This is a genomic window from Nostoc piscinale CENA21 (genome assembly GCF_001298445.1).
GTDB lineage: Bacteria > Cyanobacteriota > Cyanobacteriia > Cyanobacteriales > Nostocaceae > Nostoc_B > Nostoc_B piscinale_A.
In genome coordinates, this window is record NZ_CP012036.1 from 5,269,497 (window position 1) to 5,283,994 (window position 14,498).

The 14,498-nt window shown below is 39.8% G+C and carries 10 protein-coding genes; 4 read left to right on the forward strand and 6 right to left on the reverse strand.

Going from position 1 to position 14,498, the window contains the following annotated elements; translation table 11 throughout:
• Positions 1-92 precede the first annotated feature (92 nt).
• Positions 93-362 (forward strand): carboxypeptidase-like regulatory domain-containing protein, encoded by a 270-nt coding sequence (locus ACX27_RS22570; protein WP_062295700.1) that lies wholly within the window; start codon positions 93-95, stop codon positions 360-362.
• Positions 363-393: 31 nt separating this feature from the next.
• On the opposite strand, the gene ACX27_RS22575 is transcribed toward ACX27_RS22570, so the two are convergent.
• The 6 genes from ACX27_RS22575 to ACX27_RS22600 all read right to left on the reverse strand — a co-directional run bounded on the left by ACX27_RS22575 (position 394) and on the right by ACX27_RS22600 (position 6,557).
• Positions 394-1,488, reverse strand: coding sequence for a hybrid sensor histidine kinase/response regulator (locus ACX27_RS22575; protein WP_062295702.1), 1,095 nt, complete (start codon positions 1,486-1,488; stop codon positions 394-396).
• A 110-nt stretch (positions 1,489-1,598) separates the two neighbouring features.
• Positions 1,599-2,333 (reverse strand): response regulator transcription factor, encoded by a 735-nt coding sequence (locus tag ACX27_RS22580; protein WP_062295704.1) that lies wholly within the window; start codon positions 2,331-2,333, stop codon positions 1,599-1,601.
• Positions 2,334-2,476: 143 nt separating this feature from the next.
• A complete protein-coding gene (locus ACX27_RS22585) occupies positions 2,477-2,815 on the reverse strand; it encodes a sensor histidine kinase (RefSeq protein ID WP_062295706.1) in 339 nt (112 codons plus the stop codon).
• Positions 2,805-5,705: a PAS domain S-box protein gene (locus ACX27_RS22590; protein ID WP_083468807.1), complete on the reverse strand. Its 2,901-nt coding sequence runs from the start codon at positions 5,703-5,705 to the stop codon at positions 2,805-2,807. The genes ACX27_RS22585 and ACX27_RS22590 overlap by 11 nt, the downstream gene beginning before the upstream one ends.
• Positions 5,706-5,825: 120 nt before the next feature.
• Positions 5,826-6,233: a hypothetical protein gene (locus ACX27_RS22595; RefSeq protein ID WP_062295708.1), complete on the reverse strand. Its 408-nt coding sequence runs from the start codon at positions 6,231-6,233 to the stop codon at positions 5,826-5,828.
• Positions 6,234-6,260: 27 nt separating this feature from the next.
• Positions 6,261-6,557, reverse strand: a complete 297-nt coding sequence (locus tag ACX27_RS22600) for a hypothetical protein (RefSeq protein ID WP_062295709.1) — start codon at positions 6,555-6,557, stop codon at positions 6,261-6,263.
• Between the two features lie 779 nt (positions 6,558-7,336).
• Here ACX27_RS22600 and ACX27_RS22610 point away from each other — a divergent pair.
• Genes ACX27_RS22610 through ACX27_RS22620 form a run of 3 tightly spaced genes read left to right on the forward strand, consistent with a single transcriptional unit; the run spans position 7,337 to position 14,492 of the window.
• Positions 7,337-11,119, forward strand: a complete 3,783-nt coding sequence (locus ACX27_RS22610; RefSeq protein ID WP_062295711.1) for a PAS domain S-box protein — start codon at positions 7,337-7,339, stop codon at positions 11,117-11,119.
• Positions 11,100-13,409: a PAS domain-containing hybrid sensor histidine kinase/response regulator gene (locus ACX27_RS22615; RefSeq protein WP_062295712.1), complete on the forward strand. Its 2,310-nt coding sequence runs from the start codon at positions 11,100-11,102 to the stop codon at positions 13,407-13,409. The genes ACX27_RS22610 and ACX27_RS22615 overlap by 20 nt, the downstream gene beginning before the upstream one ends.
• A 12-nt stretch (positions 13,410-13,421) precedes the next feature.
• Entirely contained in the window at positions 13,422-14,492 is a 1,071-nt protein-coding gene (locus tag ACX27_RS22620; protein ID WP_062295713.1) for a hybrid sensor histidine kinase/response regulator, read from the forward strand.
• Positions 14,493-14,498: the final 6 nt, after the last annotated feature.

The following is a 14,498-nucleotide window of genomic DNA, read 5'->3' on the forward strand; positions in this document are numbered from 1 at the left end:
GTCTGGACATTGATCCTTCAGGATTCCCGATAGATTGGGAAACTGCAATTGATAGCTATGCAGTTGAAGTCGTTGCTGGTAGTTATACTCCTGTGCTTGTACCTTTTCACCTCTGCTATAGTCTCTCTGGGATAGTTACAAATGAATCAGGTACTCCCATTACGGGTGCGCGTGTCGAAGCAATTGCCACTCAAACACAACAACGCCGTTTTTCGGTGACTAATGATGCTGGAGTTTACTATTTAGAGCGGTTGCCACAAGGTACTTATCACATCAAAATTAATGAGCAAGTAGCAAAACCCGATACATTAATTTTGAACGAATCTTCTCAACATTTCCAAGAACTAAACCTCAAACAATAGGAACAGACAAATGTCTGTTCCTACTAACAATTCATAAGCAAGGTAAATTAACACTAATCCTGGTTCCTTGACCGGGAGTACTATTAATTATAAATTCACCTTGATACAATCTCACGATATGCTGCACAATCGCTAATCCTAAACCAGAGCCTTGTTGTTCATATAACTTGCGATTAAATTGAATTAATGCCCCAATTTTCTCAATTTCTTCAGATGTCATCCCTTTACCATGATCAATAACATCTAATTGATATTTATAACCATTTACTCGGCTCAACACTTGCACTTCACTACTGGGTTGCGAAAATTTCAAGGCATTATCGAGCAGTTCTTCAACGATAATATGTAATTTTTCTTGTGGCAGTTTTATCAGAGATTCGGTTAATTCTAACTTTAAATCTTTCTCTCTACTTGCTGCTTTCACTTTTTGAAAGCAAATCTCACTAATTACTGTTTTACTCAAGCAGTTATCTAATTCCTCTTGAATTTGTTGCACCTTTTCTGGGTTTCTAGCAACTAATTCCAAATTACTATACAATAAAAATCTTTGCGCTAATTTATGCAATCGATTAGCTGATGTATAAATCGATTCAACAATTTCAATTTCTTCAGATTCATCAATCATATCTGAATGCTCAATTAATAATTGAGTCATCCCAATAATGCCATTTAAAGGCGTATTAATTTCATGGGGCAATGAGTGAATAATATTCATCCGTAACTCATCTACCTTGGCTTGCGATTGACGCTCAACCACAGCTTTTTTGCTCAGTCGTACAGCAATTGCATTCAGCAGTTCTTCGGGAGTAAATGGTTTAGTTAAATAGTCATCAGCCCCAAAGTCCATTCCCAGACGAAAATCTGAACGTTCCGCTTTTGCCGTCACAAATATTAAAGGAATATTAATAGTTGCTTCATTTTCACGCAGCGCCGACAGCACACTATAGCCATCTAACTCAGGCATCATAATGTCGCAGATAATTAAATCTGGTAATTGTGTTTGGGCAATTTCTAATCCTATCTTGCCGTTGGGTGCTGCCAAAGTTTCAAAATTGGAAAGTTGTAAAATTTCCAGAATATTTTCTCGAACTTGGGGTTCGTCTTCTATAATCAAAATTGTGTTCATCTAAAGAATTTAAAAAGATAAATTATTGTTTTTGGAAATAGAATAACAACCCTGATAGCCTTAAAAATACATAGGTATTGGAATCAATGCTCTCAGACATCAAGTAAGATTTATTTACTGTGATGAAGTAAATTGAACTTCTGCAAGATTTTGGCATTTTCTGGAGTTAATAATGCTTGTAAATTTTTCATTTCATTTAAAAGCATTATTTCCCGGTCATACTCTTCTTGTAAAATCTTCAAGTAGCGATCGCGGTCATTGTCTGATTGCACCTGCTTGAGCATATGCACCGCCATATTAATATTAGAAAGCGGATTACTTAAATCTTGTAAAAGCTTTTCTAAAACCTCATTCCGCATATCAGCTAACTGCTTAGTTTCTTCTAGTTTTTGTTGGCTAACTTGAATTTCTTGTTTGAGTTTGATATTTTGTTGACGCTCTTTTTCATACTGTTGTTTCATCAATTTGGGCTTTGCTACCCGTGCCAATCTCATCTCAATGGCCTTCAACAGTTCTTCTGGAGAAAAAGGTTTTGTAATGTAATCATCGGCTCCTAATTCCATCCCATGACGTAAATCACTACGCTCAACTTTTGCAGTCAGCAAAATTACAGGGATAGAATCAGTTTCTGGGTCTTGGCGTAAGGCTTTAAGTACTCCATAACCATCTAAATCAGGCATCATAATGTCACAACATATCAAATCTGGTTTTTCTGATTTAGCTAGGCGTAATCCATCTAAGCCATTATTGGCACTAACAGTCTGAAAATCAGATAAACCTAAAATCTGCTGAATGTTCGAGCAGATTTGAACTTCATCTTCAATCACTAATATTTTCTTAGTCATTAATTTTGTTAAAAAATTATCTAAAAAGTTGCCCCATATTCATCCACACAGAAGAAACACTACGAGGAATTTTGCTAGATTTAACGTTTAGCAAACTTAGACTTATTTCTACATAGAATCTCTATATTTATATTTCCCAAAAATTATCTGTGAATAACATCAGGAAGAGTTAAATTTACCGATTTAACTACCAATGGTAATTCCACTCTAAATGTTGTCCCAACTCCGACTTGACTGGCGATGGTAATTCTGCCTTGATGTAGGTCTACACACTTATGCACAATTGCCAAGCCTAATCCTGTACCGGGGACATTTCCCACATTACTAGCTCGGAAAAATGGCTCAAACAAGTTTTGCTGTTCTTCTGGAGAAATGCCAATACCTTCATCTTGAATGAGAAACACCGCGTTTTGATTTTGAATTAATAAATTAATTTGAATATGACTATTATTTGGTGAGTATTTAACTGCATTAGAAAGCAAGTTGCTTAAAATTTGTCTCAGTAGTTTTTTTATCCATATAAGCCATGACTGGCTCACCATCTGACAGGCTATGTTGAGGTGGCTGGCAAAAAACTAAATGATGTTCAGGCGAACTCAGTTGAATTTCTTCTACTAAGATATGACAGAAATTGACTAAATCTAGATAATTTGGCTCAAAAGCTAATTTACCAGCTTCAGCTTTATTAATTAGCAAAATATCATCTAAAAGTTGAGTAGTATGCTGTACATAAGTTTGAATGCACTGGAGATGTTTTTGCTTTTGTTGTTCATCAAGTTTATGGCTGAAACTTTTTAAGATACCAGCAGAAGAAGCAATTACAGCTAAAGGAGTACGGAACTCGTGGGAAGTCATAGAAATAAACCGAGATTTTAACTCGCTGAGTTCTTTTTCTTTAGCTAATGCTTTGCAAATATCCGCCTCGGCTTTTTTGCGATCGCTAATATCCCGACAGACACAAATTAAATCACCTTGCTCGGAAATGGTTAAGGATACTTCTTCAGCAAAGTAACTCCCATCTTTGCGTTTGGCGATCGTTTCTCCTCGCCAATGTTGCTGCTGCATTAAAGTGGGAAAAATTTCGTTTTGAAAACGTTGAATTTCCTGTGGCTCATAAATTTCTGACCAACTCTTACCAATCAATTCTTCTGGATTAGTATAGCCAAACATCTCGACATGAGCTTGATTGAGATAAGTGTAGACATTGCCACTTAAAATTGCAATTCCATCTATAGCAGCTTCTACTGTGGCAAATTGACGTTTTAAATCTTCTTCGGCTTGTTTTTGATTACGAATATCTTTAACTATTCCCACCAAATAAAGTGGTTTACCAACCACATCTCGAATTAAAGAAACTGTGAGATTAATCCAAATCAGATGACCATTTTTATGTAAACATCGCTTTTCTATGGAAAATGTTTCTATCTCCCCTGAGATTAATTTTTCTAAATTTTTTTGATGATGGGGAATATCATCTGCATGAGTCAAATCTCTAAAGGTCTTATTCATCAGTTCTGCTTGGCTGTAACCCAAAAGTTCACATAATTTTTGATTGACCTTGAGGAACTGCCCATCTAAAGCTTCTAGTTTAATTCCCACAGCAGCTTGATTAAAAATGGCTCTGAGTTCAGCTTCACTTTCTTGTAATTCTAAAGTGCGCTGCTCAACCCTAGCTTCTAAATCTCGATTCAGTTGTTGCAGTGCTTCTTGCGCTCGTTGTAAAGCAATTTCTGTTTGCTTGCGATCTGTAATATCGTTGGTAATAATTACCGCGCCTGTAACTTGTTGGTTATGCCAAATGGGGCCAATCTGAGAATGATAATATTTCAAATTGGTCTGCTTGTCTAAAGCACGGGTTTCGTAGCTGACAACTTCTCCTTGGGCAAAAACCTTCTCTAAAGCAGAACGCTGAATTTCACAGTCTTCCCGTAATACATAGTCATCAATACTTGTACCCACAACGTCCTCCCAGGAGAGATGGGGTGTGGTTTGGTTAATAAAAGAGATTTTCCCTTCAGCATTGACAACTCGTACCATGCTGGGTGTACTTTTCAAGACAGAGCGCAACATAGCTTCTGATTCTGCTAAGGCCATTTCTGCTTGCTTGCGTTCTGTAATGTCAATTCCCACAGCCACAGCCGCAGTGTTTTGCTGATATTTTTGCGCTATGACTAAGTATTTACGTGTCAAACCGTTAATTTGGGTATCGACAACATTAGAATCAGCCACATCTTGTCGATGTAGAAAGTCGTGCATAAACTCCGTAAATTGGGGGCTATTTTGCAGAAAACCCAATTCTTGTCCCACAAAATCATCGGTAGTTAAGTTGAAACTTTCCGCTAAATGACGATTAACCCCTAAATAATAGCCATCCGCACTTACCCAAGACACAAACCCAGGTACAGCATCTAAGACTGTTTGTAATTGTTCTTTGGCTTGTCGCAGTTCTTCTTGGGCTTGGCGACTTTCGGTAATGTCTATACCTGTACAGACGATATAGTGAATTTGGTCGTCATGATTCAGTAAAACTTTATTTGACCAGGAAATTAAGCGGCGATCGCCATCCTGATTAATTAAAATAGCTTCATAACGTTGCGGAAATTCTCTGGCTGCCAAATTTTGAAAAATATCTTTCAGACATTCTGTGATGTCCGGTAACATCAGCACATCCCAAACAGATTTTCCTTGAGCCGCTTCAAATGCGTAACCTGTAGCTTGTTCGCAAGTCTGATTAAAGCGAACAATTCTTCCTTGACTATCTAAGACAACTACTAAAGCATCTGTCAGATTAAAAATTGTCGAAATAAAATTACGCTCTAAACGCAACTCAGCCTCAATACGTTGGCGTTCGGCTAGTTTGACTCGCGCATAATTATATAGTCCGGCTTGTTGAATAGTAACTGCCAGTAGACTCGTAGGTGTCACTAATCCAATCAATTCCCCTTGATTCCCGATAATTGGTAGATGACAAATACGATGTTGTCTCAGCAAATTTAACGCTGTAAAAACATCTTTAAAATCTTCTATCTTCAGCGTTACTAACTCTGTTGTCATCACTTCAGCAACACTGATACCTTCTAGATTCTTTCTTTCGGCTGCCATTTTAATTAAATCTCGCTGGGTAAGAATCCCGACTAACTGCGAGTCATCAACCACTAAAACACAACTAGCAACTTGAGATGCAATATTATTGATATCTTTAGTGAAGTTGTTTGATGAAGAATTATTTTTGCTAGGCACATCCCGAAAATTAGCTTGTGCTTCATTTATGAGTGCAATCACATCCAGAAGCCGCATCTTGGAATGAACAGTTAGAGGCTGACGGACGATAGTCTGGTGTACATGATCAGGGCTGTGATAGTTGAGAAGCATTATATAGATATCTGGAACAAGATAGATGATGGGATATCAGGTATCATTAATATTTTTGCTTACAAAAATTTAATACACCTCAGTGTTTTCTATGATCAGAAGTAATCTTAAACTTGCCAGTCAAGGATGGTAATATATCAACCTTTTTGCAGGGAATAAATTTGTGGTAATTGATGGCACTACCTCTATCATACAAAGTGTCCCCATCAAGGCTGTAATAATTCTTAAACCAGATTTAGTAATTATTACTTGATTTAGTTGCTGATAAATTGGGTATTGGAGGCGTTTTTTAAATTTTTTATCTTTGCCAAACCTGAATATTAGGAAAAAATGTTGCTTAGGTAAAGGAATAGAGAATTTGATATCCACAGCCGAACAATTACTAAATTTTTGTTGAAATGCTTGTTTGATGGCTGCTAATTGGATTTCCGTAAAAGTTGCTGCCGTTTGCGGAGGAATACTAGCTAAAAACTGCTTTAAAAAAGCATCATTTTTGTTAGTGTTATTGATTAAGCTATGGCAATACATATCTCTATTAAGAATTGTGACTGAGCATTAAAACATTAAACTATGTTCATTATCCCAACACTTATTATCCTGCCAACTTCTGCCAGTATGTTGACATTCGGACTCATTATTAATCCAAGGAATCGATGTCGGATAAGCATTAGGTGATGAGATAGCAGAAGTAACTGAAGGAATAACAGAAGAGAGCATCATCAAGCTAGAAGTTGATAGAATGATGCAGGAAGTTACAAAAAACACAATATTAATGGGATTAGCGAAAGTTTTGGTGTTTTTTGGTGTGTGTAGTTTTTTGGAAGCATGACTTGGGATACCTGCGAAAGACATAATTCTACACTCCTTTGATGATTTTATCTGAATTTACTTTTTCTCCAAGAAACTAACGACAATTACAGAAAATCTATTCTTATGTCTAGCTATTTGCTAGGAGGAGAAAGAGTTGAAAATTGGGAGTTAGTGTTAATGGAGAATAAAAAAACATTAAGGTAGATGCAGAATTGATTTGAGTTTTTGAATTGAGATAACTAAAAATTCAAAAACCTCTGGCAATTACATCAGGAAGTGATTCGCTCCTTTGTCTTTACCATAACTTTATTATTCAAGTTTCTGAGCAAAAAAGAATCGAGGAAAAACAGGAAATTTGTTACTGATGAATTTGAGAGAATTTACTTGTGTAGGAATTTTGCATTAGAGCGAGAATACGGAGGTGTTTTACTGGATGATCCGCAAGTTAGAGGAGATGTAGCGCCTGATGATCATACACAAAGGTTATCTGTTGAGAATGGGTGTAAGGCTTCAAAGGTGAAGAGGTGTAAGGATTTTAAGCAATTACACTATACCCCTTCTCCCTTACCTCAACCCTTGATTGTTCGTCTCGGTGTGTAAGTCCTGTCTACGGAAAGCTGTGCGTGAGTTCTTAAGTATGTTTGCGAAACTCATTTGTGCATAGCACTGAATGAGGATTGGGATACAAAAGTTTATTATGAAGATGAGGTTTTTTGGGAAGTATAAACATAAAAGAGGTATTGCGACTGTTCTGCCTCCCTGTTGAGAGTGGACTGGATTAATCAAGGTCTATAATTTTATCGCGTCGGTATCTTTGACTTATGAGCGATCGCTCTTTCCTTACTATCTTCTTAATTGATGATTCTGCTGTAGATCGTTATATATATCGTCAGTATTTACAGCACGACAGATTGCAGTCTTATGAAATTTTAGAATTTGAGACAGCAGCACAAGCGATGACATGCTGTGAGCAACAAACACCAGATGTAATTTTGCTGGATTATTTATTGCCTGATGGAGATGGAATAGATTTTTTGCAACGACTGAGAGAAAAGCTGAAGAATCGGCAATCTGCTGTGATTATGCTGACAGGCGCAGGCGATGAAATGATTGCCGTTAACGCTATGAAACATGGCGCTCAAGATTACTTGGTGAAAAATCATTTCACGCCCAAAGCCTTACACAGTGCGATTCATCATGCAGTAGAACGAATACATCTGACTCGCAAGCTAGAACAAATTCAGGAACAACAACAACTAATTGCGACGATCGCGTTACGGATTCGTCAGTCGTTGCAACTCGAAGAAATTCTTAGTACCACAGCCACAGAAGTACGGCAATTTTTACAAGCCGACCGCGTACTTGTTTATCAATTTCAGTCGGATATGAGTGGCAGTATTGTAGCCGAGTCAGTGCTACCTGGTTGGACAATTGCTTTTGGAAGGCAAATCCAGGACACCTGCTTTCAACAGGGAGGAGGGCGTGATTATCACCAAGGTAAAAAAAGAGCCATCGATAATATTTATCAAGCAGGCTTAACCAAATGTCATTTACATCTTTTAGAACAATTTGAAGTCAAAGCGTATGTGGTAGTCCCGATTTTGGTCAAAGACAAATTATGGGGATTATTAATTGCTCAACAATGCAGTAATTTTCGCCACTGGCAAGCGGTAGAGTTGGACTTGTTAGATCAATTAGGGGTGCAAATTGCGATCGCCATTCAACAAGCGAGTGCTTATGAACAATTAAAAACAGAACTGGCAGAACGTCAACTTGCCGAAGCAGCGTTAAAAACCAGTGAAGAGAAACTCAAGCTGACCTTAAATTTTACGGGGATTGGCTATTGGGAGTGGAATCCAATTACTAATCAAATACTTGCCAGCCAAAATGCAATTCACGGAGTTATAAATAGTACCAAAAATGTACTATTGACTTTAGAACAGTGGTTGAGTCAGGTACATCCAGAAGATCGGCAATGGGTAAAGCAGGAATTGAGACAGGCGATCGCCACCCAAACCGATTATGTTGTGGAATACCGCGTTATTTGGCAAGATAGCAGTATTCACTGGGTATCCGTTAAGGGTAGGGGAATCTACAACAAGACTGGCCAACTGCTCAGAGTGCTAGGCGTCTTGATGGACATTACCGAACGCAAACACTCAGAAGCCGAACGGCAGCAATCAGAAATGCTGCGGATGGAATTAAATCTCCTAGAACAAGTTCTCGAAGTCAGTCTAGCAGGTTATTGGGACTGGGATATTCCCAACAATCAGGAATACCTCAGCCCAACCTTCAAGCGAATGTTTGGCTACGAAGATCATGAGTTGCCCAACACACCAGAAACATGGCAACGGCTGATTTTTCCAGAAGATTTAGCCAATGTCCTAGAATTGTTCCAACAACATATCCAAAGTCGTGGAGAAGTTCCTTATCATTGCGAGGTACGGTATCAACATAAAGATGGTTCTACTGTTTGGGTCATTTGTTCTGGGCGCGTCATTGCTTGGGATCAAAATGGTAATCCGCTACGAATGATTGGTTGCCACGTTGACATTACCCAACGCAAACAAATCGAAGCCCAATTAATTGCTGTCAATCGGTTGCAACAAGCAATTTTAGATGGCAGTGACTATGCAATTATTCACAATAACGCCAATGGCATTCAAATCTTCAACGCGGCTGCTCAAAAAATGTTGGGCTACACCGCCGATGAAGTTGTCAATCATCAAATCAAACCGAGTATCTTTCACGATCCTGAAGAACTCAAACAACGAGCATTTGAGTTGTCTTTGGAACTAGGTAGGGAAATTGCACCCGGTACAGAATTTTTTATAACCGTCACTCAAGATGGCAACACCTATGAAAATGAATGGACTTACATTCGCAAAGATGGTTCTCGCTTCCCTGTATTTATATCAGTAAAAACCCTGCTCGATATAGAAGGCAACAACATTGGATTTTTAGGGATTGCCAAAGATATTACCGAGCAGAAACAAATAGAAACTGCGCTCAAAGAAAGCCAACGTCGTTATGAAACTTTAACAGAAGCCGCACCTGTGGCGATTTTCCGACTGGATACTACTGGTCAATGTATTTACGTGAATGATTACTGGAGCAAGCTCACAGGTAGACCAACATCAGCGGCAATGGCAATGGGTTGGTTAGAGAATTTGCATCCAGAAGACCGCGATTGTTTGTGGATGCAGTTATCCCAAGGATTATGGCAAATCCGCCAAGAAGGTAGGTATTTACATATAGATGGCAGTATTACTTGGTTTTACTTGCAACTCCTAACGGAAACCAATCCTTTCGGCACTGTTATTAGCTATATTGGTACCTTTACCGACATCACGGAACGCAAACAAGCAGAAGAAGCCCTGCGCGACAGCGAACGCCGCTATGCTCATTTAACAGAAGCTGCTCCTGTGGGCATTTTTCGACTGGATGCTGCTGGTCAATGTATTTACGTCAACGATCGCTGGAGCGAAATGACAGGTAGACCAATCCCGGACGGGTTAGGGATGGGGTGGATAGCAGCCGTACACCCAGATGATCGCGGCCGCTTAAAGCAAGAATGGGAACTTAAATTTGAGCAGGGTATTGTTGACCCCAGAGAATACTATGAGGGTGAGGGTAGACATCTGCGTCCCGATGGTAGCATCAGCTGGTTTTATGTCCAGGCAGTGCCTGAAATTGACATCAATGGTAACATCAGTGGCTACATCGGCACATTAACAGATATCAGCGATCGCCGCCAAGCCGAAGAAGCTCTACGGAACAGTGAACACCGTTATGCCACTTTAGCCAAAGCCGCTCCTGTAGCTATTTTCCGACTAGATACCGCAGGTAATTGTGTCTACATTAATGATCGCTGGAGTGAAATGACAGGTAGACCAACATCGGACGGATTGGGTACAGGTTGGATGGATGCCATACACCCAGAAGACAGCGATCGCATTTTCCGGGAATGGTTTGAAGCAGAATTAGCACCAAATGAACTTTTTTACAACGAAGGTAGACATCTACTTCCCGATGGTAGTGTGAAGTGGTTTCACTGTTATGTGTTAGCCGAGACTAACGCCAGTGGTGAAGTAATTGGTTATATTGGCACACTCACAGATATTACCAGTCGCAAACAAACCGAAGAACAACTGCATCATCTCTCAGAAAGGCTGACCTTAGCACTACAATCAGGCAAATTTGGCATTTGGGAATATGATTTTACCCAAGCAAAACAAATTTGGGATGACCAAATGTATGAACTGTACGGGTTAAGTCCAGGGGAATTTAGTGGTACTTATGAAGCTTGGTTGAATTTCTTGCACCCAGAAGATTGGGATTATATGTTAGCGAACATTCAGCAAGTGATTGAAGGCAAGCAAGAATATGATGTTGAGTTTCGGATTATCCAACCAAGTGGAGCAATTCGTTTCCTTAAAGGCTATGGTATTCTCAAGCGTGATTTGTATGGTGAACCAGTACGAGTTATTGGTGTGAACTTTGACATTACCGATCACAAACAAGCTCAACAAGAACTGATCCGCAACCGAGATTTGCGGGAAGCCATTTTTAACGAATCGGCCGATGCAATTTTTTTTAGTTGATTCGTCAACGCTACTCACCTTAGATTGTAATCGTCGGGCAGTGGAATTATTTGAAGCGGCTGACAAAACTGAATTAATTAATATCAATGGTCAGACACTCCAGCGCCAACCATTCACTCTTCAGGAAACAGAGGCGATTATGGCAGAAATGGAGTCGCAAGGAGTCTGGAGCCGCGAAATTGAATATGTGACCTTAAAAGGCAAGATTTTTTGGGGAAACGCTGCCGCCAAACCAATTACTGTCGCCGGACGTACGATGAATATAGTGCGGATAACTGATATTAGCGATCGCAAACAAGCCCAAGAAGCCCTGGCGAAATATGCCCATGAAGTTGAAGACTTATACAATAATGCTCCTTGTGGTTATCATTCCCTAGATCAAGAAGGTCGATTTATTAAAGTTAACGAGACAGAATTGCAATGGTTGGGTTACAGCCGTGCAGAAATGATTGATCAACCCTTGGTCAACTTCTTTACCACAGATAGTCGCTTGGCCTTTGAGCAGAACTATCCCCACTTCAAACAGCAGGGTTGGGTTAAAGATTTAGAGTATGAAATGGTGTGTAAAGATGGCACAGTTTTGCCAGTTTTGATTAACGCCACAGCGGTGAAAGATGCTGATGGCAATTATTTATATAATCGTGCCACCTTATTTGATATTCGCGATCGCAAACAAGCCGAAGAAGAACTACGAGAAACTAATAAGCAACTGCTGAACACTAACATTGAACTGGCTCGCGCCACACGTCTCAAAGACGAATTTCTCGCCAACATGAGCCATGAATTGCGAACACCCCTGAATGCGATTTTGGGGATGTCGGAGGGTTTACAAGAAAATGTGTTTGGCTTACTAAATGAGCGTCAAGTCAAAGCGATCGCTACCATTGAACGCAGTGGCAGACATTTACTCGAACTAATCAATGACATCCTCGACTTATCAAAAATCGAGTCTGGCAAACTGGAATTGCAATTAAGTGATGTTTCCGTCAGAAGTTTGTGTGATGCCAGTCTCACCTTTGTCAAACAAATGGCGTTAAAAAAGAATATCCGCCTCAATACTTACATTGATGGCAATATCAACAGCATCCAAGTAGATGAGCGTCGTCTACGTCAAGTACTGATCAACCTACTAAGCAATGCAGTCAAATTCACCCCAGAAGGAGGTTCTGTCACCATTGAAGTTCGGCAGGAAACAACAGAAATCACATCAGCCACAAATAATGCCCATCTGTGCTTTCATGTGATTGATACTGGCATTGGCATTGCCTCAGAAGAAATTGGCAAACTGTTTCAGCCCTTCGTTCAGCTTGACAGTAGTCTGAACCGCCATTACAATGGCACAGGTTTAGGTTTGGCATTAGTGCAGCGCATTGTCACGCTGCATGGAGGAACAGTTTCAGTTAGCAGTAAAGTTGGCGAAGGAAGTTGTTTTACTGTCCGCGTTCCCTGCCATACCAGTGAGCATATAGTTACAACACCAATTACGGCTCCATTACCCAGCCATAGCTGGCCTGCTGAGAATGCTCAGGTTTTAATTGTCGAAGATTCTGTTGCAGCAGCAGACCAAATTACTCGCTACTTCCAGGAAATGGGAATCCAACCCATTACCTATCCCCAAGGCGAAGGAGCGGTAGAAGAAGTGCTACGGGTTCAGCCTGCCCTAGTCATCTTGGATTTGCAACTACCTAACCTATCAGGTTGGGATGTGCTTCATCAACTCAAGACTCATCCCCAAACTCAAAATATTCCCGTGATTATCTTTTCTGTAGTTGATGAGCGCCCTAAAGGACTAGCTCAGGGTGCATTTGAATATTTAGTGAAACCGATTACCCGCGAGCAACTCCAGGCAACTATCAACAAACTGCGAAATTCTCCTGTTTCGGCAGCCCAAAATCTCAATTTATCGTCAGAAGCAGCTTTAGCAAATCCTGTGATTTTGCTGGTAGAAGATAATCAAGCAAATATTGATACGATGTCTGGTTATCTGGCTAGTCGTGGTTATGATTTGATTTTTGCCAACAATGGACAACAAGCTATTGATCTGGTGAAAGTTCAACGCCCTGACTTAATTGTGATGGATATTCAAATGCCGGGAATGGATGGCTTAGAGGCTATGCGTCGCATCCGTGGTGATCAGCCGTTTGTGAATATCCCGATGATTGCGCTGACAGCTTTAGCTATGCCAGGCGATCGCGAAACTTGTTTAGCTGCTGGAGCAAATGAATATTTAACTAAACCTGTAAAACTTAAACAACTTGTAGTCACAATTCAAAAACTTTTAGAAAGATAGTAAAAATTTTCAATGGATACTCAACCCACTATTTTAGTCATTGATGATGAACCGGATAACTTTGATGTTGTTGAAACTTTGCTGGATAGTGAAAACTACCAGTTACACTATGCTCCTGATGGTCAACAAGCCCTAAGTCGGCTTGATAGTTTTCAGCCTGATCTAATTCTGCTCGATGTGATGATGCCTGATCTGGATGGAATGGAAGTCTGCAAACGCATCAAGTCCCAACCCAAGTGGCAAGCAGTACCAATTATTATGGTGACGGCATTAACAGCTAAAGAAGATTTAGCTCGATGTCTGGCTACAGGTGCAGATGACTTTATTAGTAAACCCGTTAATGGTGTAGAATTACGCGCCAGAGTTAATTCCATGTTGCGGATTAAGCAGCAGTATGACAGCCTGCAATTATTGCTCAAACTGCGCGAAGACATGGTAAACATGATTGTCCATGATTTGCGAAATCCACTGGCTAGTATTGTTTTAGGGGCTGAGATGCTGAAATTTCCTGGCTTATCTCAACAACAGCAACAAGGCAAAGTCGAGCAAGTTTTACTGGCTGGACAACAACTCCAATCTTTAATTGATAGCTTGTTGCTGATGGCGAAGCTGGAATCAGGCAAAATGGTTCTCAATTACAGTCCAGTCGATTTACATTCTTTGTGTAAGTCAGCATTATCTGATGTCGAAGCGATCGCCGCCCAAAAGAAAATCACCTTGATGAGTGAATTACCAGAACCAGGCGACACAATTGAAATCGATGCTTTAATGTTCCGTCGTGTTTTAGATAATTTATTCACTAATGCCATTAAGTTTTCCCCATCCAACTCGCAAGTTACTTTGCGTGCTGAATATTTACCAACTGGCGGGGCAAAATTACAAGTCATCGATTCTGGTAAAGGCGTTTCTGAAGATTTACGCAAAATTATTTTTGAAAAATATGAAGTAGGCACTCTAATGCCCGAAGTTACACAAATTGGCTTAGGATTAGCTTTTTGTAAAATGGCAATTGAAGCACATTGCGGCACAATTAGCATTGAAAATAATCAATCTAGGGGTAGTATCTTTACAGTCATAATTTAAAATAAT

Bases quoted from the DNA above. Each gene is read 5' to 3' on its own strand.
- ACX27_RS22575 (WP_062295702.1), bottom strand. From the start codon at position 1,488: ATGAACACAATTTTGATTATAGAAGACGAACCCCAAGTTCGAGAAAAT.
- ACX27_RS22610 (WP_062295711.1), top strand. From the start codon at position 7,337: ATGAGCGATCGCTCTTTCCTTACTATCTTCTTAATTGATGATTCTGCT.
- ACX27_RS22600 (WP_062295709.1), bottom strand. From the start codon at position 6,557: ATGTCTTTCGCAGGTATCCCAAGTCATGCTTCCAAAAAACTACACACA.
- ACX27_RS22595 (WP_062295708.1), bottom strand. From the start codon at position 6,233: ATGTATTGCCATAGCTTAATCAATAACACTAACAAAAATGATGCTTTT.
- ACX27_RS22590 (WP_083468807.1), bottom strand. From the start codon at position 5,705: ATGCTTCTCAACTATCACAGCCCTGATCATGTACACCAGACTATCGTC.
- ACX27_RS22620 (WP_062295713.1), top strand. From the start codon at position 13,422: ATGGATACTCAACCCACTATTTTAGTCATTGATGATGAACCGGATAAC.
- ACX27_RS22580 (WP_062295704.1), bottom strand. From the start codon at position 2,333: ATGACTAAGAAAATATTAGTGATTGAAGATGAAGTTCAAATCTGCTCG.
- ACX27_RS22615 (WP_062295712.1), top strand. From the start codon at position 11,100: ATGCAATTTTTTTTAGTTGATTCGTCAACGCTACTCACCTTAGATTGT.